Here is a 22,169-nt window from a genome sequence, read left to right on the forward strand (position 1 = left end):
TTAATCGTCTTGATAACCTAAACTAGCCAATGCCCGCTCGTCATCAGACCAGCCCGATCGCACCTTCACCCACAAGTTAAGCATGACCTTCTGCTGGAACAGATTCTCCATATCAATGCGAGCTTCTTTACCAATTAACTTAATCTTAGCGCCTTTATCACCGATGATAATGCGCTTTTGCCCATCACGCTCAACTAAGATCAAAGCTGAAATATGAATGGTAGCCCCTTCAAATACAAACTCTTCGATTTGCACTGCCACTTCATAAGGTACTTCTTGCCCCAATTGACGTGTGATTTTTTCACGCACAATTTCAGAAGCAAGAAAACGAGAGCTACGGTTGGTAATCTGATCTTCTGGGTAATACTGCTCACCTTCCGGAATATAGCTTTCAACCAGCGACTCTAAACGATCCAGATTCTTGTTACGCAGTGCCGAAATTGGAATAATCTGAGAGAACGTCATTTTTTCAGAGAACGCTGCAAGCTTCGGTAAAAGCTCTTCCTTATCATCCAATTGATCAACTTTGTTAACCACCAACACGACAGGACAGTCCGCATAACGAACTTTTGCTAACACGTTATCATCTTCTTCTGTCCAGCGCTCAGCATCGATCACAAACAACACAACATCGACATCTTTTAGTGCAGAGCTTGCTGTTCGGTTCATATATCGGTTAATCGCTTTATCTTGGCCTTTATGCAGCCCTGGCGTATCCACATATACTGTTTGGATGTGCCCCTTGGTCTGCACTCCCAAGATTTGATCTCGAGTGGTTTGCGGTTTACGCGACGTAATCGACAGCTTTTGACCGAGGATGTGGTTCATTAAGGTTGATTTACCTACATTTGGACGACCAACAATCGCCACAAACCCACAGTGCGTAATCTCTTGATACTCTTCTTCGTGATCCATTTAGTTCTTTTCCAGCTCTTTAAGCGCTTTGGCAGCAGCATTTTGCTCTGCAATTCGACGACTTCCACCCTTGCCTTCAACAGGCGTATCGAACAACTCAATTTGGCAGTGGACAAAGAACATTTGATCATGAGGCTCACCTACAATCTTCACTACTTCATAAAGAGGCAGTGAATGCTTACGCGCTTGTAAATACTCTTGTAAACGTGTCTTAGCGTCTTTCGTAACCACTTTTAATGAGGTTGCGTCTAAGCGCTCTTTGTACCACTCCAAAATGTGCTGACGGCAGACATCCATTCCAGCATCTAAATAGATAGCACCAATAATGCCTTCTACCGCATCGGCTAGAATTGAGTCGCGACGGAAGCCACCACTTTTTAATTCACCCGCTCCCAATTTTAGGAAATCACCTAATTGAAACTCGCGAGCTAATTCAGCTAACGTATCACCTTTCACCAACGATGCTCGAAGGCGACTTAGCTCACCTTCTTTAGCTTTTGGGAAGCGATGAAATAACTCTTCAGCGATAACATAATTTAAGATTGAATCTCCTAAAAACTCCAACCGTTCATTATTTCTACCACCGAAGCTTCGGTGCGTTAACGCCAGTTCAAGTAGCCCTAGGTCAGCAAAGAAGTAGCCTATTCGCCGACACAATTTTTCATAAATAGAGCTCAAAATTTCTCCAAAAGTATTATTCAATTAAACCATTATTCTTAAAGCTTGGAAGACTAAAAAATTCATTCCAATGCAGCCATACATAAAACGCACGACCCTTCATATTCTCTTCTGGCACAAAGCCCCAAACGCGACTATCAGCACTGTTATCACGGTTATCACCCATAACAAAATAGTGGCCTTCCGGCACGACCCAATCCCCTTCTAACGGATTGCGACGATAGCTTTTATAGATTTGATGACTAACACCGTCTAAGTTTTCCTCATAAACCGCGACCGGTTCACGACTAGGATTAAGAGAAACAGGTAATTCAGCCAACAACTCTTCGTCCATAAGTTTGCCATTAATCATCAAGCGCTTATTGTGGTAACTGATGACATCACCCGGTAAACCAATCATACGCTTAATATAGTTCAGGCTTGGGTTTTCTGGGTACTTAAACACCACTACATCACCACGCTCGGGCTCTGTGGTAGGGATAATCGTCTTATTCAACACTGGCAGGCGAAGTCCGTAATCCATTTTATTCACCAGAATGAAGTCACCAATCTCTAACGTTGGCAACATTGACCCTGATGGAATCTGAAATGGCTCAGCCACAAATGAACGTAGACCAAAGATCACCGCAACAATCACAAAATAAGATTTCACTTCCAGCAACCACTTAGGTGTATCCGCCAGATTTAGTTGGGCATTCTTATCTAATGCAGCCACCGCTTCCGGTGCCATTTGAGACAAAATATTTTTGCGTTTTGGAGCATAAGCGATGCGATCGTAAAGCCATGCGGCAAACGTTACAAAAAACGCAATCGCCAAGATCAGTTCGAAATCAAAATCCATACATCTTCTCCAAGTAAAAGAGCCGCACATATGGGCGGCCCTTTATCATTCCCGTCTTAGCTATCTACTTTTAACACGGCTAAGAACGCACTTTGTGGTACTTCAACATTACCTACTTGCTTCATGCGTTTTTTACCTTCTTTCTGCTTCTGCAGTAGCTTTTTCTTACGGCTAACATCCCCACCATAACACTTCGCGGTTACGTTTTTACGTAATGCTTTAACCGTAGTACGCGCAATAACTTTTGCTCCGACGGCTCCTTGAATCGCGACATCAAACATTTGTCGAGGGATCAAATCCTTCATTTTTTCACACAATGCTCGACCTTTGGTTTGAACATTGTCACGGTGCATGATCGTAGCCAAAGCATCCACACGCTCACCGTTAATCATGATATCCAAACGAACTAATGGCGCAGCTTCGAAATGATGGAAAGAATAATCCAATGATGCAAAACCACGACTGCAAGATTTCAAGCGATCAAAGAAATCCAACACCACTTCGTTCATCGGTAAGTGATATCGCAATTGCACTTGACTACCGACATACAGCATATCTTTCTGAATACCACGTTTTTCAACACACAAGGAAATAACGTTCCCAAGATACTCTTGTGGCACTAGAATATTAGCCTCAACAACTGGCTCACGCATCTCACGAATAGTACCTGGATCAGGCATTTTCGATGGGCTGTCTACATTAATTGTATCGCCACTGTTTAACTCTACTTCGTATACTACAGTCGGTGCCGTAGTAATCAGATCCAAATCGTATTCACGCTCTAAACGCTCTTGAATGATTTCCATATGCAGCATACCTAAGAAGCCACAACGAAAACCAAAGCCTAAGGCGTCAGATGTCTCTGGCTCGAAGAATAGCGAAGCATCGTTCAAGGTGAGTTTGTCCAGCGCCTCACGGAAGTCTTCATAGTCATCAGAGCTGACAGGGAAAAGGCCAGCATAAACCTGAGGCTTCACTTTTTGGAAACCTTCTAGCTGAGGTACATCAGGTGTCGAAATGTGAGTGATCGTGTCACCCACAGGTGCACCATGAATATCTTTGATACCCGCGATCACATAACCCACTTCACCAGCACGCAGTACACCCGTCTCTTTACGTTTAGGGGTAAAAATACCGACGTTATCTACTGGATGAGACTGTTTTGTCGACTTAATAAAGATTTTATCTTTTTTCGCAAGTGTTCCCTGCTTAATACGCACCAAGGATACAACACCTAAGTAATTATCAAACCATGAGTCAATAATAAGCGCTTGCAGAGGTGCGTCGGTATCACCTTCTGGAGGTGGAATTGTAGCGACAAGCCGCTCAAGTACATCTTCTACGCCCATGCCGGTCTTCGCCGAACAGGTAACGGCGTCGGTCGCATCAATACCAATGATTTCTTCAATCTCTTCTGCAACTCGAATAGGCTCAGCTTGAGGCAAATCGATTTTATTCAGAACAGGCATAACTTCCAAGCCTTGTTCAATAGCCGTGTAGCAGTTGGCCACCGACTGGGCCTCTACACCTTGCGCTGCATCAACAACCAACAACGCACCCTCACAGGCGGCTAGAGAACGAGACACTTCATACGAAAAGTCCACATGCCCAGGTGTATCGATGAAATTTAGCTGATACGTTTTACCATCTTTGGCATGGTAGTCTAGTGTGACACTCTGAGCTTTGATTGTGATGCCACGCTCACGCTCGATGTCCATGGAATCTAACACTTGGTTAGACATTTCACGTGCAGTTAAGCCTTCACAGTTTTGAATAAAACGGTCCGCTAACGTCGACTTACCGTGATCGATATGCGCAATAATACTGAAATTTCGGATGTGCTTTAGATTGTTCGACACTTTAAACTCACACTTAAAAAGCGATTTTTAAAAGAGTACCTGTTGATAAGTCAACTACACAGTTAGACGCAGTCTAATCGTTGAAGGCTAACCTTCACATTGCAATAAATGACTTATAAACAGGTTCTCAGGGCAAAATATGGCGCGCATTCTACCGAAATAAAGCGCTATACTCCATTTATTTCAATGTTTTCACGCCATATCCATGGTATTTACGTTACGGTAAAACAATGCCTCGTTGCTTCAATACTCGCTCAACAGTATCTACTGTTGCCTGAGTATGCGCATCAATCTCAAGGTTTACCAAATCACCAGCCTGTAAAAGACCAAACGTGGTCAAACGAAGCGTTTCAGGAATCAGGGAAACCTCAATCCAATCATCCCCGATGGCACTGATTGTTAAACTAGCGCCATTTAACCCCACATAGCCTTTATCAAACAGGTAACGACGAGCATCCACTTGTTGATTATCAACAGCAAAGCGAATGTGGAAACTTTCTTCTATTTGCTCCACTTGATGGACTACTACTGTCGTCATGATGTGCCCTGACATGACGTGTCCACCGACCTCATCCCCCATACGAGCGGCACGCTCGAAGTTCACTTTGATACCGGGTTTAAGCTTACCAATGTTAGTAAGTTTCAGGGTTGTATCAATGACATCAAACGTCAATACATCCCCTTCAATTTTAGCCACTGTTAAACAGACGCCATTAATGGCAACACTGGCACCCAGCTGTTGTTGAAGCATCATACCTTGAGGGAACACCACCTCAAGAATTCGGTTACGACCATTTTCTTGACAGGAGCGCACTTCCGCCATACCTTGAACTATACCGGTAAACATAATTCGATCCTCTGTTTGATCATTTGAGCGCCAAAGCCTATTTTTGGTGCATGATTACTGTGTGACTGAAGAATTTATATACTATACCGCCTCAAAGCAGACAGAGTAAGGCTTTGAGGAAGTTATCACATAGTCTCTACATGGGTTATCCACAAGCATCGTGGATAATCCCTTACTGTTTCATGATAATCAAGCAGCCTATCCCTATGCGCCATTCTATCTATTTCTTAAAGTGTATCTTTATCGCGCTGCTAGTCATAGTACAAGCACCCGCATTCGCATCATCTTATCAACCATTCATGTGGAAGCTGCAGCACCACGCCGCAACAGTCTACCTAGTCGGCTCAATTCACGCATTAACGCCAGACTTCTACCCTCTGCCAAAAGCCTACGAAGACGCCTTTTCTGAAGCGGATAGAATTGCAGTTGAACTCGACCCCGAAAAGCTTGACCCTAATAAATCAGCTCGTCTAATACAATCAAAAATGTGGTTACCAAAAGGCGTCACCATCGACTCCTATTTATCGGACAGCCAAAAAATACAACTAAAAACCTTTGCCGAGCAAAATGGTTCGCAATACGAACGTATTGTCCACTTGCGCCCATGGATGCTAGTAGAGCAACTCACCCAAGCTCAACTAAAAGACTCTCAATATCAGTCTGAGTTTGGGATTGATATGCACTTCTTAAAACAGGCAAAACAAAGAAACTTACCGGTTCTTGAAATCGAAACGCTACAACAGCAAATTAACGCCATTGCAGACGCTCCTTTTCAAGCACAATTAGCCATGTTGACGACCAGTCTCGAGCAGATGGATGATGTCGACTATATGGCACAAATGACTGAATACTGGCGACAAGCGGATGCTGATGGGCTTTACCATTTTGTCTATCAAGACGTTCTGGATACACCGCAACTAAAGCCTATGATGGAATCCTTACTGGATCATAGAAACGAACGGATGGCTGATGTAATTAGCATCTATGTTGGACAAGCTGAAAGACAACCAATGACTACTTTTATTGTGGTGGGTGCATTACACCTAAGCGGTCCTAACAGCATCATCAAAGAACTTGAACAAAAGGGATTTCACTTACAACCCATGTTCAACACTGAGACACACAAAAAAGCCCTAACAAAGTAGGGCCTTTTGCATCAAACAGAGCTCATAATAACGCTCATTCTGTTTGAGGAAGCTTATCTATCATTTTCTGAGTCACCAGCACAATACCATCTTCATTACGGTAAAAGCGCTCAGCGTCTGCAACAGGATCCTCACCAATAATAATATTAGGCGGTAATTTTGTATCTGAGTCCACAATAACGTTCGTCAATTGGCAATGTCGGCCAATATCACAACCTGGCAAAATCACCGACCTTTTAACGTAAGAGTAGGAATTCACGCGTACATTATTAAACAAAATTGACTGTTCAACCGTTGACCCTGAAACAATGCAACCGGCCGAAACGACAGAGTTAAGCGCTGTACCGATACGTTCTTCATAGTTGTAATTGAATTTTGCAGCAGGTCGCTGATATTGAGCCGTTCGAATGGGCCATGACTCATCATAAAGATCCAATTCAGGAACCAGCTTAGTTAAATCCATATTAGACTCCCAAAAAGCGGTCAATGTGCCAACATCACGCCAATACGGACTTTCTGGGTAGCTTTCGTTCGGGATACAGCTATTAGCAAAATAATGCGCTTTGATTTTAGAGCGGCCGACAAACATTGGAATAAGGTCTTTGCCAAAGTCATGGCTAGACTGACGATCCTGAGCATCATTCATCAAGTTATCGCGTAAAAACTTAGTACTGAAGATATAAATCCCCATACTTGCAAGCGAAACCTCAGGATTTCCAGGCATCGTCGGAGGGTTACTCGGTTTCTCTTCAAACGAAATGATGTTGTCGTCTTCATCTACGTGCATGATGCCAAATTGATCGGCTTCTTTAACAGGCACCTCAATGCAAGCGACCGTTACATCAGCATTGTTTTGAATATGCTCTTGTAACATGACACTGTAATCTTGGCGGTAAACGTGATCACCCGCTAAGATCAAGATGTATTCACTGTTCAGCTCATCAATCATTTTAAAGTTTTGATAAACCGCATCGGCCGTGCCACGATACCAATCTTCGCCTGTTTGTTGCTGCGCCGGCCACAGTTCAATAAATTCATTAAAGTCTGAACGTAAAAAGTTCCAACCTCTTTGCACATGCTGATTTAACGTATGAGAGCGATACTGTGTCAGCACCGCAATTTTTCTCATCCCTGAATTAATACAATTAGATAAAGGGAAGTCGATAATCTTATATTTACCAGCTATCGGCACCGCTGGCTTCGATCGATGGTCTGTTAGATCTTTTAAGCGAGACCCTCTTCCTCCCGCTAAAATTAACGAAAGAGTACTCATACGTGCGGCATTCAAATCCATATATCACCTTTACTTTTTTATCCGGGCCCTACACTACATTAGGCTTTTATTAGGTATACTCTGGTCATATTACTAAATCAATATGAAAACAAAATTATGAAAGTCCTGTTTGCATCATCTGAAATCCATCCACTCATTAAAACCGGCGGTCTTGCAGATGTTGCAGGTGCGCTGCCTATTGCACTACGCAAAAAAGACATTGACGTTAAGCTTATAATGCCGGCTTATAAAGGGATCTTGGATAAACTCCCTCCAGTAAAAAACAGCATTAATTTAGGCAATCCATTTGGCTGTGGCGACCTGATTTTGCTTGAAACACAATTAGCAGAATCACACACCCCTATATATTTAGTTCAGTGTCAAAGCTTATTCGAGCGAGATGCTGGCCCGTATTTGGATGCTCATGGCCATGATTTTTACGACAATGATATTCGCTTTGCCGCATTTTCATGGGTATGTGCCTTCATCACCCAATATGGAGCATTAATTGGGTGGCAACCAGACCTTTTGCATTTAAATGATTGGCAAACAGGCTATGCCGCCGCTTACTTAGCAGCATGGCGTCTAAATCATCCCCCCATAGTCACAACAGTACATAATTTACGTTACAACGGCAGTTTTCCCATTGAGCGATTTGATGAGGTACGATTACCGCATGATTTACTGTCCATTCATGGTATGGAATTTTACGGCCGCTACTCCTCCTTAAAAGCAGGGTTGGTGTATGCTAATGCCATCACAACCGTTAGCCCTACTTACGCCCATGAAATACTAACATCTGCTTATGGGGATGGCTTAGACGGCACGCTTCGAGCACAAAGCCACAAGCTGTCAGGTATCTTAAACGGCGTAGATTACAATGAGTGGTCTCCAAGTATCGACCCATTCATTCATACCCATTACGACTTACATTCCTTAGATAATAAACAACAAAACAAGCTGGCGTTACAGCGCGAAAATGGCCTACCAGAATCTCCTAATGCTCCTATATTTGGAGTAGTTAGTCGTTTAACAGAGCAGAAGGGCTTAGATTTAATTCCTGCCGCAATTGAACCAGCCTTACAGCAAGGGGCAATGTTCATTCTATTAGGCTCTGGCGACAAAGCACTCGAACAGCAATATTTAGATCTGCAAGCACGATACCCAGATCAAGTCAGTATACGCATAGGTTACGATGAAGCGTATTCGCATCGACTTCAAGCGGGGATTGACATGTTATTGATTCCATCACGCTTTGAACCTTGCGGTCTCACACAACTTTACGCACTAAAATATGGAACCTTGCCTATCGTTCGACGTACAGGTGGGCTTGCAGATACCGTGTTCGAAGAAGGCCAACATGCTAATGGTTTTGTTTTTAATCATGCAACAGCCGAAGAACTTAGGTCTGCAATAGATCGCTCGTTACTAGCTTACCGAGATTTATCAACTTGGCGCACTCTGCAAATACAAGCCATGTCTCAAGATCACAGCTGGGAGCGCGTAACCGAACAGTGGATTAACCTTTATCAATCCCTGATCAACTAGCAACAAAAAAAGCCGACGCAAATTTATGCATCGGCTTTTACTGACTGCAATCACAGCTTATCAGACAACAGTACTATCGCGTCTTGCTGGACCACTCAGCTAGAGCATTAACAAGCACATCTTGCGGAACACCTTCATCAACCAGCTCTCTGAGTGCGGTTGTAATGCGACTTCTAAGTTCAGGGGTATTACATGGTGAGAGTTTTGATATCGTCAGAAATAACCCTTCACTACTAATAGAAGGCTCTACGGCTTCAACAAGCCCCTCTAGAGACATATGCCGAACGTAAGCAACCCCTGGGCTGCGTTCATACAGCACATAATCGGCCCGGCCAGCATCAAGCATTGAAAACGCTTGTTCTAAACTCGCAACGGTCAGCAGACTTAAGTTTTTCTTCGCATAGTCATCAAAGTCTTGTCCGAAACTGTTGTTAATAACCGTAACACCCCAATTATTACGTAAGTCTGACCACTTTTGATAGTCGAACTTGCGACGACTAGACTGCCATACCATACTTTTCGTAAACATCATTGCCGGAGCAAAATACGCCATGTAATCAGCACGCTCAGAAGTGTAAAAAGCACCTGCCATCAGATCAACACGACCACTTTTGACCTCCTGTTGAGAGCGAGACCAAGGACCAACATAAATGGTTTTAATCGGAATGTTGATTTTCTCACTGAGCTTGCCCATCAAATTAGCAACGGCGCCACGGAGCTGACCTGTTTGCTCTTGTTGCCACAAAAAAGGAGGGTATTCTGGATTACCTGTCGCTGTAATCGATGAGCACACCGAGCCACTTTCCGCCGCCATACCAGAGATGGGATTTAGAAGCGCCCCACAAAAAGCAACAGACGCTAAAATAGTTTTCACCGTGCTTTTTACATTTACTATTTTTTTCATTATAAGCACTTCACTTCTTCTACTGAGACTATCACTTACTTCTTATAACAAGTCGAAGAAAGTCTGTATTTTTTCAAAGAAAAGCATATATATCAGTAAATTACAAATCCGTATTCAATCCAATCGATAAATTGTCAAAAGAACCAAAAACAAGAACTAGATGATTTGGGTTGAGTCCCTTCAATAAAAGGAAGCTCGACCTTTTCTTTACAACGATCCGCCGCTATTTCAAATTCATCCAGTGTCACATGATAATAATTCGCTCCCCGAGGAAGCGCCTTGGGCAGTGACCTCTGCGGTAACGCCTTGGCAAAATCAATCCAAACCCACTGGGCTCCCGAGCTACCGGTGATATTCATGGATGAATTATCATCTTGGCCAAGCCATACGGTACTTAAAAAGTCATCGGTAACCGCGACAAACCAGCTATCTCGCTGATCATTGGTCGTACCGGTTTTAGCGGCAAACCTCAACCAAGGTAGCTGACCTTGAGCTGCCCGTGCTGTTCCTATTTCAGGGGATTTTGTCATCCCCGCTAACGTCACCGCTAGCGCTTCTTGAGTAAAAGGTACTTCACTGCTTCGATCAAATCGTTTTAATACTTTACCATTTTGATCCATAACAGACAGCACAACACCTAACTCTGCACTTTCACCCGTTGAGGCCAACGGCTGATATAAACGTGCGACTTCAAATGGAGAAAGCTCTAAAGACCCTAAAGCAACCGATGGGTACATGGTAAAAGGTCTTTTGACCCCCAACTGACGTAGCGTATCGGCTACACGATCAAAACCTAAGTTACTGGCTAAATCGATGGTGGCTAAATTGTACGATTTTGCTAATGCTTCGTATAACGGCACTTCGCCATGAGTCGTTCGACTGTAGTTTTGTGGCTCCCACAGTTTGCCGCCTACCTTGAAACGTTTTGCTTCATCTTGAATTCTATCCCACCAGGTGTAACGTCCTGAAGCGATTGCAGTAAGGTAGATCGAAGGTTTTACCAAAGAGCCAATCGGACGCACGGCCCCTAATGCTCGATTAAAGCCACTGTAATATTTATCAGAAGACCCAACCACCGCACGTACTTGGCCGTTATGACGGTCGGTGACAACCATCGCGCCCTGCAAGCCTTTCAACTGCCTTTTTTGCTGAACCAAAGCAGAAACACGACTGTGCATCGCCTTAAGAGCGGCTTTCTGAGCACGAATATCAAGTCCAGTGTAGATTTTAAGGTCTTTTGTCGCCAGCGTAGCTTGGTCAAAATCACGCTCTAGCTGCATCGAAACCAAATCTAAGTAGTCGCCATAGACAGATCGGCGTTTCCCTGGCGGAGACAGTTTGAGTGGCTGTTTTTTCAGTACGGTGGCATTGCGCGCAGTTAATTTCCCTTGATCAAGCAGCAAATCAATCACCACATTTCTACGTTGTTTCGCACGCTCTGGATTGCGTCTTGGGTTATACAGTGAGGGGCCTTTGACCATACCGACTAACAATGCCAGCTCGTCTAAGTTCAACTCATGCAGCGGTCGTCCATAAAAGTATTCACTCGCGGCTGCAAACCCATGTAACGCGCTATCACCTTCTTGAGCCAGATACACCTCATTAACATAGGCGGTAATAATTTCTTCTTTGCTGTAGTGGTACTCAAGCAGCAAAGCCATAAAAACTTCCGTAATTTTACGAGTGTACGTCCGCTCAGAGGTTAAGAACATATTCTTAATCAACTGCTGAGTCAGTGTCGACCCCCCTTGCCTACGACTCCCTGACGTCACATTAACAAAAGCGGCTCGCGCAATTCCTGTTGGCGATATACCAAAGTGATGAAAAAAATCACGGTCTTCGGTAATCGTCAGGATTTCAATCAAACTCTTAGGAATCTGTTCGTATACTAGAATGTCACGATTCTCTGTATTACCGCCGTATAAATAACCAATTTTTTGAGGTTCAAGCACTGCATTGCGATAACGTTTACCTGAGATATCTTGAATCTGCAGCTGGCCGTTTGCAAACGAAAACATCCGACGTGATGAAGGGTGGTAACCTGTATGATCGGTATAATCACGTAAATGAGCACTTACTTTTGTTTGGCTGCGTGCCGCCCACCCTACTTTCTGGCTATTTTTACCAAAACGATACCCGTATTCAGACAAAACATTCTCAAGATCTTGCTTACGCCAAGGCGCGCCATCGGTTAACTCCAGAGGCGCACTGTATACTTCTGAAGGCACTTGCCACTTCTGGCCTTCAAAACGAGCGACAACTTGCTCATCTAGCCACCATAACCATAGGCTAAAGGGAATACTTAAAATCAAACTGAGAATAACCAGCCACTTAAATAGCCTACGCCAAATAGAAGGTCGTTTAGGCGAGCGTTTGGTCTTTTTGGCACGCTTTTTTGGTGCTGATTTTTTCTTAACGGAGGAGGGTTTATTAGTCATAGTGCGGAGTATAAAGGGCCTCTGTAAAGACAGCAATCAGCCATTAAACAATGGGCGCTTCTTTGCATTCTCGATACACTTTATACTCATAAAAATGATAACTGGAAATGCGCTATGCTGGTTTTATCTAACATTCAGAACAATACAATTCATGCCCTTAAAAATGAACAAAGTTACGTGTTTGACATCAATTCAGCTCACTTCCTTGCCCTTGTGTCAAATAACACTCTTTTTATTTATCAAAATCTTTGCCCACATTTAAATAAACGCATTGCAAACGACAGCTTCCATTGCTTTGACGAAACTTTCAGTCTAATTGAATGTCAATTTCACGGTGCGCAATTTACACCTGAAAAAGGGGAATGTGTTTCAGGGCCATGTGTTGGCGAACGTTTACAACGTTTTATCATTACCGAGGTCGACGACGTCTTTTGCCTACTGCCGACATCAAACGAATTGAAACAGCACACCTAACTTTTATCTGATATTCTGACAGTATTTCATCAACTAGATTGAACGATTCCTCTATGGCTGACATTGAACGCGATATACAAACTGCTTTGATTGGTATTATCTCCGGACTGAAACATGCAATGCGTTTTGCTATGCAAGAAAGCAGCACACCTCTTTCGCCTTTGTACTTCATTATTTTAAAAATGATCCATGATCATGAAAACTGTACAGCCATTATGATTGCTCAGCACTGTGGCAGAGATAAAGGTCAAGTTACGCGGCTCATAAAAGAGCTAGAAAAGTACAATATGGTTCGCAAAAAGCAAAACCCAGAAGATAAGAGAAGTTCTTTTATTGAATTAACTCAGCAAGGCACTCAGTCTTTCAAAACATTAGAAAGCTATGATTTAGAAGCGCTTACAGCCATGACCCAAGGATTATCAGATGAACAACTTCAACAATATCTTGAAATATCTATGGTTATGGCAGACAACCTAGCTCGTTATGAAAGATCCTCTAACTGATCTCAAAACGCAACTGTTCCAAGTATTCTCGCATAAACTGTGTTCTGCGTGCAGCTTCAGCTCGCCCAGCTTGTGTTTGGAATGTTGCCTCTAAACGTAGAAGTTTCTGATAGAAGTGGTCTAAAGTAAATTCAGAATCATTCGGTTCGCGCTCTGAACAGAATGGATCCTCCAGCTCGTACAATAAGCGAGACAACTGCCCTCCTACCATCATACACCGCGCAATTCCGATCGCACCTAAAGCATCCAATCGATCGGCATCCTGCACAACTTGAGCCTCAAGTGTTCTTGGTGTCACCTGAGCACTAAAACTGTGAGTTATAATGGCATGCTGGATGGCACTAACCTGCGAATAATCAAACCCTAAATGTTTAAGAAAAGGTTCAACTAAAGATGCAGAGTCAAAAGACGCTTGGCTTCTCTTAGGATGATCCTTTGGATAATTAATAACATCATGCAGCCACGCTGCCGCAATCACAAGCGTCGACTCTGCACCCTCTTTTTGAGCAAGCCGCTTTGCTTGTTTGACAACACGCTCAATATGAGCCAAGTCATGGGCATTGTCCGTTTGCATTCGTTCAACAACATACGCTTTACAATGTCGCTCTAGCTCATTCGATTCAGGCATCGTTTACTCACAATCAAAAGCTTTCCATTGATCGTACCATTCTAATACCTTTTCTGCAGGCATCGGACGTGAAATGTAATAGCCTTGACCTAATTCGCAACCTAACTCAATGAGACGTTTAGCATGACCCGCTGTCTCAACACCTTCTGCGATAACGTCTAACGAAAACGCATCCGCAAAGCCTATAACCCCTTTAATAATAGCAAGATCATTTTCACCTTCTAACATTTCACGCACAAAACCGTGATCAATCTTAAGGATATCAACCGACAGCTCTTTTAAGTGGCTTAAGGTCGAATAACCCGTTCCAAAATCATCCAGTGAAAGCTTGACCCCCATTTCTTTACAGGCTTCAATCACACCTGAAACCGTCGCCAAATCCTCTATCGCACTGGTTTCGAGGATTTCCAGCTCTAGCGACTCCGCTACAGAACGGGGATAACCCGCTAACAGACCTTTCATTTCCGTAATAAAGCCACCCTGCTGTAACTGATAACTTGCCAAATTAACACTCACGGTTTGGTTATAGCCCAGCTGCTGCCATTGCCATAACTGCGCTAAAGCGGTTTTTATTACCCAATTACCAACCTCTAATTCCAAAGGCTGATTGGTTAAAGCCGGTAAGAATAACGCCGGTGCCAAAATGCCTCTGGTTGGATGCTGCCATCGAATCAAAGCTTCATACCCAAACACTTCTTTGGTACGCATATTCACTTTAGGCTGATAGTACAACCTAAACTGCTCTAACTCATACGCCTGCTGCAATTCTTCATAAAAACGGTGCTGTTCAACCAAAATATCTTCTTGGCTTAAATTAAACGCTTTTAATCGATTGCGACCACTAATTTTCGCCTGATACATCGCTTGATCCGCTTGACGAATCAATTGGTCAGCTTCAACTTCACGGTTTTGAGGATAAAAAGTCACGCCTATGCTGGCACTAATATGAAGCGTTACACCAGATACTTTAAACGGTTGAGCTAATGCATCTAACAAGCACTGCAGTTGTGGCTCAATTTCCGAAGAATTTTGTAGAATTGGCACCAACAAAACAAACTCATCTCCTCCAAACCGAGCGACAATACTTTCGCCACCAAGCGTCTCGCGCATACGTTTAGCCACATCCACGAGTAATAAATCTCCAGTATCATGACCAAAGGTATCGTTTACCTCTTTGAATCCATCCAAGTCTAGGAAGGCTAAAGCGAACTTCGTACCATAAATAGTCGCGTTTCTGATTTTGATATCGAGAGAATTGGTTAAGTTCGTTCGGTTTGGCAACCCTGTTAACGAATCAAAGTAAGCAATATGTTCTAACTGTTCTTCATTACGCTTCTGACGTGTAATATCTGAAAAAAGCGATATATAGTGGCTCACGTTTCCTAACACATCACTGACAGCGACAACGGTTAGGTTTTGAGCATAAATACTACCATTTTTACGCTTATTCCAGATTTCACCTTCCCAAAAGCCAGCACTGACAATCTGCCGCCACATTTCTTGATAAAAATCTTTACTTTGCCGTCCTGAGTTTAAAACTCGTGGATTTTGACCGATGATTTCAAACCGGCTGTAGCCTGTTATTCTAGAAAAAGCAGAATTTACATCAAGGATATCGCCCTTCGGGTTCGTAATGGCAATACCTTCACGAGCATTGGCAAAGACACTGGCCCAAAGCTCTAGCTGTTCTTCATTTAAATGCCGTTCTGACACGTCCGAATGAGCCCCTACAAAGAGGGTTACCTCACCAATATCATTACGTAACGCCTGAAGTCGATCTTCAACCCAAATCCAGTCGCCTTGTCGAGAGATCCGATATGAAAAAATCAGAGTTCCTAGGCAACCATCAACGCGCCATTGGCGAAACGTAGCTAAGGCTTTGATTAAATCGTCATCATGAATAGACTTCTGCCACCAGTTACGAATAGTCTTCACTTCTTCTGCCGTTTTACCGTACAAGTGGTAGCAATTACTGCTGATGAATTGAAGCTGACAGTACTCCGGGTCAAGGGAATAAATGACAGTAGGACTGCTGCTTAGCAATGCGTCCAATTGTTTGTTACTACGCGTAAGTAGCTCTTGGGCTTGCTTTTCTTTTTTAATCAAGCGAGCCAAATGCTTGTTTTGTCGAAACGTATTCCAGGACAAGAAGATCAATGACAAAGCGATCATGTTTGCCAATAAAAAGTACGTGGCATAGCTTTTCAGAAAGTCGATCCAACCTAAGCTTTCATCGTCATAAGGCGGCAGCGAAAGCTCTTTTAACATCAGCTCCACAGGTAAATAATCTAAGGAAGGAACAAAACCATACAATCCATAATCTCGAGCTTGTTTGCGATCAATCTTCATATTAAGCAACGCAGCAGTCACTTCACGGGTAACGTCTGTGTCTACACTTGCTTTAGCAACAAACGCCCATTCAGGAAACAGTCTTGTCGAAACAGAAAACGGATAACCTGCGAAGTTCTGTTCGTTTAGAATTTTAAAAGCATTTGCCTCGATGCGCCCCTGCTGAACAAGCTTTTCCAGCACACCACTTCGAACAAAACCTGTCTCCTGTCGCTTGGAAAGTACCGCATCAACTACCTGCTCAGCGTCAGCATATTGTTTAAGCGCATCAACAGAAGGAATATTGAACCCATTACTTTTAAGTTCATAAATTTGAGCAGTATAATTCTCTAAATAAGTCGGAGCCGTTGCAGCAACTGGGAATTGATAAAGGTTATCAAGTCTTATCGTTTGGTTGTCACGTCGAGTAAAAATCACGCCACCCATAAAGCTTGTAGTCTTCCCTTCAAAGCCACGTCGAAGCGTCAGCAAGGCTCCACTTAAGCGACCTGTACTGCGAAATTTCAAATAATGGACAGGGTCTAATAACATCAAATCATATTGATAACGTTCGATAGTACTGCTCAAATTTTCAGCACTAGAAACTTTAAGGTTAATATCATAATTCGGTAATCGTTCAGTCAAATCATCCACAATCGACTGAAATAAAAGAACCGTAGAGACATCAGGATTGTAGGAGAGAATAACAAGATTCAGTTTTTTCGACTCACCATGGGCCCATAGTGGCAAAAAGATACAAAAGAAGCAGACAATCCGTTTCAGCATGAATGCATGCACCTAATTAAGATCATATAAGTAAACAGGCAGATTCAGAATGTTACATTGGCTATCAGTAAATTGTGTTCTATACATGTCACGATCCCGTTTCATTGCCTCGAAAAACTGAGTGGAGCCATTAAGCATTCGCTAAACTCTAAGTCTGGCTAATGTAAGCCATCAAATGCCTACCCTTCTCATCGATGGTTTATAGTCTCCAGCAGGACTTCGTACATTTAACTAACGTACCAGTTTTCATCAAAAACTTACTCAGTACAATATACCGAATAGCATTCCCTTCTCGTCCGGCACGCTTAATTGATTTCGATCAATGGTTAACTTGGAATATTTTTGCACTTAAGCATTGAGCAGAACGCTACATACCTTGTAAATCATTCACTATTAGCCGATATGCTTCGTGGTAAACTCCCGTCTCGGTTTTATCCGGTTAATGAAAATTTGTTTTTAGGAGAACAGTGATGAGAATCACAGTAGAGAAAACGGGACTTTTAGCTCTTACATTGATCCCAGGAATGGCATTGGCACACCCTGGACATGAGCATACTTCTAGCTTTTTATCTGGCCTTATTCACCCACTTACCGGTTTAGATCATTTGTTAGCCATGTTTGCTATCGGCCTTTGGGCTACAAGCCTCGGCGGTCGATCGTTGACGTTAGTACCGACAATGTTTGTGACCGTTATGCTACTAGGTGCTGGTGCTGCCATGCTGGGCATGAATGTACCATTTATTGAATCGGGTATTTTATTGTCAGTCATCTTAATGGGCGCACTGTTATTAAGTGCTAAGCGTCTACCACTGGCAGCCTCTATCACAATTGCTGGGACGTTTGCCATTTTCCACGGCGCTGCTCATGGCATGGAAATGCCTTTAAATGCAAATGGCTTCGAATACGGCCTTGGCTTTGCACTGGCAACCATTGCACTTCATCTAGTGGGTATTGGGACCGGGCGTATGCTGCAATCACTTAATCTTACTCGATTAAATCAAGTGGGCGGAGCAGCCATTAGTTTAGCCGGGGTGTTCTTAGTTTTCGCTTAATCGCAAAATACCAGAACTAAGACCTAGATCAAGCTGCGTAGCATTTCCTACGCAGCTTGATCTATATACCTATTATCACTCTACGCAAAATTGTTATATTGCAATATGGATAAAATTTATTAATAGTAGCTTCATACAGATACTGTAAAAATATTGATCTGTTAAACACGGTAATAAGTAAAAAATACATGGAGTTTATAGGATATATGCTCACACCACGTATCAAAGACAAGCGCGCCTTTGTTATTTCTATGAGTATATTTGCGCTAATTTCAGCGCTCGGCATTTATTTTATTACTCTTTCCAACACCAATTTCATCCAAAACCAGCGTTTGATGCTCAGTAGTATTGCGCGTTCTCAAGCGACAGAAATAGAACGCAGCCTGAGCCTATCGTTTACATCGACACGGATTTTAGCCCACCAACTCTCACTAACAGATAAAAAGCTTGATCATTTTGACAGCTATGCCAAAAACATCATGCAATCCATACCTGGCATAGACAGCATGCAATTAGCCCCAGGTGGGATTATCGAACATATTTATCCTCTTGAAGGCAATGAAGATGCACTTGGACTAGATGTCCTTAATCACCCCAAATACAGTGAAGCGGCGTACACGGCAATAAAAAATCACAACATGATCATGATTGGCCCTCTAAGTTTAGTGCAAGGTGGCTCTGCCGTTATCAGTCGTATGCCAATTTATGAAGCGGCTCAGGGGCCTAAATCTAGCGAGTTTTGGGGGTTTGCCTCTGCACTCATCATGCTAACACCGCTTATAAATAACACAGGCATTCATGAACTAGAAAACGAAGGCTACGCGATCAAGATAGAACGTGAACACGCTGACTCCAACGAGATATTTCAGTTCTATAACCCAATAAAGCCCCTCAACCCTGACACTTTAGTGCAAGCTGGTATCGGCTTACCAACAGGCACTTGGACGCTTTCTATCTCCAATGATATTAGCAGCAATATCATAACCCGCACCTTCAATATGCTGCTCATTACCATTCTTCTTGCAACTGCATGCTCTTTAAGCCTTTACCATATCCTTATCCGCCCCATTGAGCTTCAGAAAGAAGTCAATAACAAGACATTAGAGTTAAAAGAACTGGCATTTAAGGACCCTTTAACCAGTTTACCTAATCGACGATACCTGAACGACCACTTCCATCAAATCATTCATCAAATCAAAGAAAACCAAACTCTGGGAGCGTTTATTTATTTTGACTTAGATAATTTCAAATCGATAAACGATACCATTGGCCACGATGTTGGCGATAAAGTTTTGGTTGAGGTCGCCAAGCGCTTATCTCAACATAAACGAGAGCAAGACATCTTAATACGTTTAGGGGGCGATGAATTTGCGATTGTTGTGACACAAGCAAACTCCGTTCAGGATATAAAAGACATTGCTCAAGAAATCCTATCTAGCACACAAGAAATCATCCATATTGGTCATAGAGAATTCAAGCAAAGCACCTCTTTAGGTATTACCCTCATTCCGGAGCATGGTTCACAAATCTTAGAACTCATGAGATGCGCTGATGTCGCTCTGTATGAGGCAAAACGTCGTGGTAAGAATCAATTCGTGGTCTTTGATGAAGCCATGCGCAAACAATCACTCGATACACATGCAGAAGAGCTCGCTCTTACAAAAGCCATAGCAGAAGATCAACTCATTCTACACTTTCAGCCTCAGTTTGATTTAACCTTAAATACAGTCATTGGAGCCGAAGCACTAGTCCGCTGGAATCATCCTGAAAAAGGATTAGTCTTCCCTGACAGTTTTATTCCATTAGCGGAACAGTCAGGGCAAATTTTAGCATTAGGTAACTATGTGATTCGTAAAAGCTTTGAGTACTTGGCTCATCGCGAAGCACTTGGACTTTACCCTATTTTACTGCACATCAATTTGTCATCCTTGCAACTAAATGATCCAAACTTAGTGCCTTATGTACGGGCAATGATTCAACAGTTCAATATTCCTGGGCACTACATCGGCTTCGAAATTACCGAAACAACACTGTTAACCGATTTGAAGCAAGCTAAGAAAACGTTGGAATACTTAAAGGCAATGGGAATTTGTATCGCCATTGATGATTTCGGTACGGGGTTCTCATCACTAGGACAACTTAAAAACTTGCCTGTCGATTTACTAAAAATTGACCGAAGCTTCGTATGGGATTTAGAAAACGATAACGATGATCGCATGATGGTAGAAGCCATTATCGCCATGGCACACAAACTTGATATTTTGGTCATTGCAGAGGGCGTTGAAACCCGTGCTCAGCTTGAAATGCTGGAGTCCTTTCACTGTGACCTTGGGCAAGGTTATTTTATCAGCCGCCCTATCCCTCAAGATCTATTCGATCAGTTCCCGGAAAACATTGAAGTGGATCAGCTAGCACATGCATAAAAAAACCCAGCTTGTCTGCTGGGTTTTTAAAGGTCGAGATCTTTTAGCTTACGACGCTAAACAAATTGCTCGGCCGTGGTTATGCGATTCAACAAGCTCTTTGTGTAGGCTGCGGATCGCGACTTCGTAGTCTTCCTCATCCACCACAAACTGCATGTCTACCTGACGCATTGACTGATGCATCGCTATCACGTTAATACTTTGCTCTGAAATGGCTTTCACAGCACTTGCTAACATACCAGTCGTCTTCATATCAGAACCAATAGCCGATACGATAGCGACTTTACGCTGTGTAATTTCAGCTTCCGGGAATTCTTCACCCAGCATACGAAGAACACGCTTTAGCGTCTTAAGATTTGCCGCTAAATAGTGAGTGATGCTATTCGCATTGATGTCTTTAGCGATAATGTGCGCACCCAGTTGGTTCAACACTTTCAACACGCCCATATCAAAGGCATCAATTTCACCGGCCATTTCTTGGTCGAATAATTCAACGGCGTAGACGCCGCGACTGCCAGCAATGATCTCAACACATGGCGCATCGGAGATGTAATCACCTGTAATGAGGGTACCACTGTGCTCAGGTTCGAATGTATTCTTCACACGCAATGCAATTTTACTTTGACGAAGACCTTTAGCCGCTTTAGGGTGAATCGCTTCCATACCTAAGTTTGCCAATTGATCGGCCACATCGTAGTTAGTTCGACCAATAGGAACCGCTTTATCTTCACCGACCAAACGCGGATCTGCACTGCTTAAGTGAAACTCTTTGTGGATGATCGCTTCGCGTGCTTGTGTCAGTACGGCAATACGGCTAAACGTCATTTCAGAATAACCACGGTCAAACGTTGTCATTAGACCCGTTTCACTGTGAGCATAACCTGTCGCAATCGGCAACTGAGTTGCTAAATCAACGTCGTTGAATGACTCAACAATCCGCTCGTCTAACGACATGTGAACGCTAGCATTCCAGCCTGTGAGGTCAACAAAGACTGCGTTTACACCGTCACGTTTAAGCAAATTCGCCATGTTCCATGCACTGTGCGCTTCACCAAGACTGGCAAGCATTTCACGAACTGTCGCAAGATGTTCATCAATTGCAAAGTGACCGTGAGAACACAAACGGCTCAAGTCCTCTAGCGCTTCTTGCGCTTGATCAAGACGAGCTGCTAGAAAGTCATTCGCTTCTTTAAGAAGTTCACTCTCACCGAACAAATCACGGTTGATGTCCAGCATGGTTTGACGAGTTTCATCAAACGCTTCACGCCAACCACTCTGGTTACGGTCTTTTGCAAAGTGAGCGTAAATTCCCGCATCACCACTCTTCTTGTGTTCCAGCAACTTATCGGTAATACCGCCGTATGCCGATACTACAAAAACGCGTTGATACAGGTCTTCTGTACCTGCTGGCTTAAAAATAATGTTATCTCGTACCGAACGGTAGTCACTCATGGACGTACCGCCGATTTTATCAACTGTATGTTGTCCCATTTTCTTTCCGAATTTCTTATGTTGGGTTAAGAGAAC

General features: G+C 43.1%; 17 protein-coding genes. 6 read left to right on the forward strand and 11 right to left on the reverse strand.

Features of this window, described 5'->3' with window-relative positions:
• The 5 genes from era to AYW76_RS04170 all read right to left on the reverse strand — a co-directional run bounded on the left by era (position 1) and on the right by AYW76_RS04170 (position 5,140).
• A complete protein-coding gene (gene era, locus AYW76_RS04150; RefSeq protein WP_067031610.1) occupies positions 1-915 on the reverse strand; it encodes a GTPase Era in 915 nt (304 codons plus the stop codon).
• The gene (rnc, locus tag AYW76_RS04155) at positions 916-1,593 is read right to left on the reverse strand and encodes a ribonuclease III (protein ID WP_067031613.1); all 678 of its coding nucleotides are present in this window, start codon (positions 1,591-1,593) and stop codon (positions 916-918) included.
• A 16-nt stretch (positions 1,594-1,609) separates the two neighbouring features.
• Positions 1,610-2,434, reverse strand: a complete 825-nt coding sequence (gene lepB / locus AYW76_RS04160; protein WP_067216216.1) for a signal peptidase I — start codon at positions 2,432-2,434, stop codon at positions 1,610-1,612.
• A gap of 56 nt (positions 2,435-2,490) precedes the next feature.
• The gene (gene lepA / locus AYW76_RS04165) at positions 2,491-4,293 is read right to left on the reverse strand and encodes a translation elongation factor 4 (protein WP_067031619.1); all 1,803 of its coding nucleotides are present in this window, start codon (positions 4,291-4,293) and stop codon (positions 2,491-2,493) included.
• Positions 4,294-4,510: 217 nt separating this feature from the next.
• On the reverse strand, positions 4,511-5,140 hold the full coding sequence (locus AYW76_RS04170) for a riboflavin synthase (protein WP_067216219.1): 630 nt from the start codon (positions 5,138-5,140) through the stop codon (positions 4,511-4,513).
• 206 nt (positions 5,141-5,346) lie between these two features.
• Between AYW76_RS04170 and AYW76_RS04175 the strand changes: the two genes are divergently transcribed.
• Positions 5,347-6,285, forward strand: coding sequence for a TraB/GumN family protein (locus AYW76_RS04175; RefSeq protein ID WP_067216223.1), 939 nt, complete (start codon positions 5,347-5,349; stop codon positions 6,283-6,285).
• A 34-nt stretch (positions 6,286-6,319) separates the two neighbouring features.
• Here the strand turns inward: AYW76_RS04175 and glgC are convergent, their stop codons facing one another.
• On the reverse strand, positions 6,320-7,579 hold the full coding sequence (gene glgC, locus AYW76_RS04180) for a glucose-1-phosphate adenylyltransferase (protein WP_067216227.1): 1,260 nt from the start codon (positions 7,577-7,579) through the stop codon (positions 6,320-6,322).
• A gap of 96 nt (positions 7,580-7,675) precedes the next feature.
• On the opposite strand from glgC, the gene glgA reads away from it, so the two are divergent.
• Entirely contained in the window at positions 7,676-9,106 is a 1,431-nt protein-coding gene (glgA, locus tag AYW76_RS04185; protein WP_067216230.1) for a glycogen synthase GlgA, read from the forward strand.
• 73 nt (positions 9,107-9,179) lie between these two features.
• On the opposite strand, the gene AYW76_RS04190 is transcribed toward glgA, so the two are convergent.
• Both AYW76_RS04190 and mrcB read right to left on the reverse strand, forming a co-directional pair.
• Complete coding sequence (locus AYW76_RS04190; RefSeq protein WP_082866100.1) at positions 9,180-10,010, reverse strand: substrate-binding periplasmic protein; 831 nt, start codon at positions 10,008-10,010, stop codon at positions 9,180-9,182.
• Between the two features lie 134 nt (positions 10,011-10,144).
• A complete protein-coding gene (gene mrcB, locus AYW76_RS04195) occupies positions 10,145-12,322 on the reverse strand; it encodes a penicillin-binding protein 1B (RefSeq protein ID WP_231872549.1) in 2,178 nt (725 codons plus the stop codon).
• Positions 12,323-12,562: 240 nt separating this feature from the next.
• Here mrcB and AYW76_RS04200 point away from each other — a divergent pair, with 240 nt between their 5' ends.
• Both AYW76_RS04200 and AYW76_RS04205 read left to right on the forward strand, forming a co-directional pair.
• Positions 12,563-12,922, forward strand: coding sequence for a Rieske (2Fe-2S) protein (locus tag AYW76_RS04200; RefSeq protein ID WP_067216236.1), 360 nt, complete (start codon positions 12,563-12,565; stop codon positions 12,920-12,922).
• 53 nt (positions 12,923-12,975) lie between these two features.
• On the forward strand, positions 12,976-13,425 hold the full coding sequence (locus tag AYW76_RS04205; protein WP_067216240.1) for a MarR family winged helix-turn-helix transcriptional regulator: 450 nt from the start codon (positions 12,976-12,978) through the stop codon (positions 13,423-13,425).
• Here the strand turns inward: AYW76_RS04205 and AYW76_RS04210 are convergent.
• Together AYW76_RS04210 and AYW76_RS04215 are read right to left on the reverse strand one after the other, a co-directional pair.
• Complete coding sequence (locus tag AYW76_RS04210) at positions 13,418-14,053, reverse strand: HD domain-containing protein (RefSeq protein WP_067216243.1); 636 nt, start codon at positions 14,051-14,053, stop codon at positions 13,418-13,420. The genes AYW76_RS04205 and AYW76_RS04210 overlap by 8 nt on opposite strands.
• Positions 14,054-14,056: 3 nt before the next feature.
• A complete protein-coding gene (locus AYW76_RS04215; RefSeq protein WP_067216247.1) occupies positions 14,057-17,167 on the reverse strand; it encodes an EAL domain-containing protein in 3,111 nt (1,036 codons plus the stop codon).
• A 470-nt stretch (positions 17,168-17,637) separates the two neighbouring features.
• Between AYW76_RS04215 and AYW76_RS04220 the strand changes: the two genes are divergently transcribed.
• Together AYW76_RS04220 and AYW76_RS04225 are read left to right on the forward strand one after the other, a co-directional pair.
• Positions 17,638-18,219, forward strand: a complete 582-nt coding sequence (locus AYW76_RS04220; RefSeq protein WP_067216251.1) for a HupE/UreJ family protein — start codon at positions 17,638-17,640, stop codon at positions 18,217-18,219.
• A gap of 206 nt (positions 18,220-18,425) precedes the next feature.
• Positions 18,426-20,642, forward strand: a complete 2,217-nt coding sequence (locus AYW76_RS04225) for a bifunctional diguanylate cyclase/phosphodiesterase (protein ID WP_067216254.1) — start codon at positions 18,426-18,428, stop codon at positions 20,640-20,642.
• A gap of 48 nt (positions 20,643-20,690) precedes the next feature.
• Here the strand turns inward: AYW76_RS04225 and AYW76_RS04230 are convergent, their stop codons facing one another.
• The gene (locus tag AYW76_RS04230) at positions 20,691-22,133 is read right to left on the reverse strand and encodes an aspartate kinase (RefSeq protein ID WP_067096020.1); all 1,443 of its coding nucleotides are present in this window, start codon (positions 22,131-22,133) and stop codon (positions 20,691-20,693) included.
• Positions 22,134-22,169: the final 36 nt, after the last annotated feature.

Origin of the sequence: Marinomonas gallaica, from assembly GCF_001639745.1 — a bacterium.
In the GTDB taxonomy this organism is placed as follows: domain Bacteria; phylum Pseudomonadota; class Gammaproteobacteria; order Pseudomonadales; family Marinomonadaceae; genus Marinomonas; species Marinomonas gallaica.

What these genes read in the sequence shown, in the direction of transcription:
- glgA (WP_067216230.1), top strand. Translation starts at nt 7,676, where the DNA reads ATGAAAGTCCTGTTTGCATCATCTGAAATCCATCCACTCATTAAAACC.
- AYW76_RS04205 (WP_067216240.1), top strand. Translation starts at nt 12,976, where the DNA reads ATGGCTGACATTGAACGCGATATACAAACTGCTTTGATTGGTATTATC.
- glgC (WP_067216227.1), bottom strand. Translation starts at nt 7,579, where the DNA reads ATGGATTTGAATGCCGCACGTATGAGTACTCTTTCGTTAATTTTAGCG.
- AYW76_RS04215 (WP_067216247.1), bottom strand. Translation starts at nt 17,167, where the DNA reads ATGCTGAAACGGATTGTCTGCTTCTTTTGTATCTTTTTGCCACTATGG.
- AYW76_RS04170 (WP_067216219.1), bottom strand. Translation starts at nt 5,140, where the DNA reads ATGTTTACCGGTATAGTTCAAGGTATGGCGGAAGTGCGCTCCTGTCAA.
- AYW76_RS04225 (WP_067216254.1), top strand. Translation starts at nt 18,426, where the DNA reads ATGCTCACACCACGTATCAAAGACAAGCGCGCCTTTGTTATTTCTATG.
- AYW76_RS04230 (WP_067096020.1), bottom strand. Translation starts at nt 22,133, where the DNA reads ATGGGACAACATACAGTTGATAAAATCGGCGGTACGTCCATGAGTGAC.
- AYW76_RS04175 (WP_067216223.1), top strand. Translation starts at nt 5,347, where the DNA reads ATGCGCCATTCTATCTATTTCTTAAAGTGTATCTTTATCGCGCTGCTA.
- lepB (WP_067216216.1), bottom strand. Translation starts at nt 2,434, where the DNA reads ATGGATTTTGATTTCGAACTGATCTTGGCGATTGCGTTTTTTGTAACG.
- AYW76_RS04220 (WP_067216251.1), top strand. Translation starts at nt 17,638, where the DNA reads ATGAGAATCACAGTAGAGAAAACGGGACTTTTAGCTCTTACATTGATC.
- era (WP_067031610.1), bottom strand. Translation starts at nt 915, where the DNA reads ATGGATCACGAAGAAGAGTATCAAGAGATTACGCACTGTGGGTTTGTG.
- AYW76_RS04210 (WP_067216243.1), bottom strand. Translation starts at nt 14,053, where the DNA reads ATGCCTGAATCGAATGAGCTAGAGCGACATTGTAAAGCGTATGTTGTT.
- AYW76_RS04190 (WP_082866100.1), bottom strand. Translation starts at nt 10,010, where the DNA reads ATGAAAAAAATAGTAAATGTAAAAAGCACGGTGAAAACTATTTTAGCG.
- AYW76_RS04200 (WP_067216236.1), top strand. Translation starts at nt 12,563, where the DNA reads ATGCTGGTTTTATCTAACATTCAGAACAATACAATTCATGCCCTTAAA.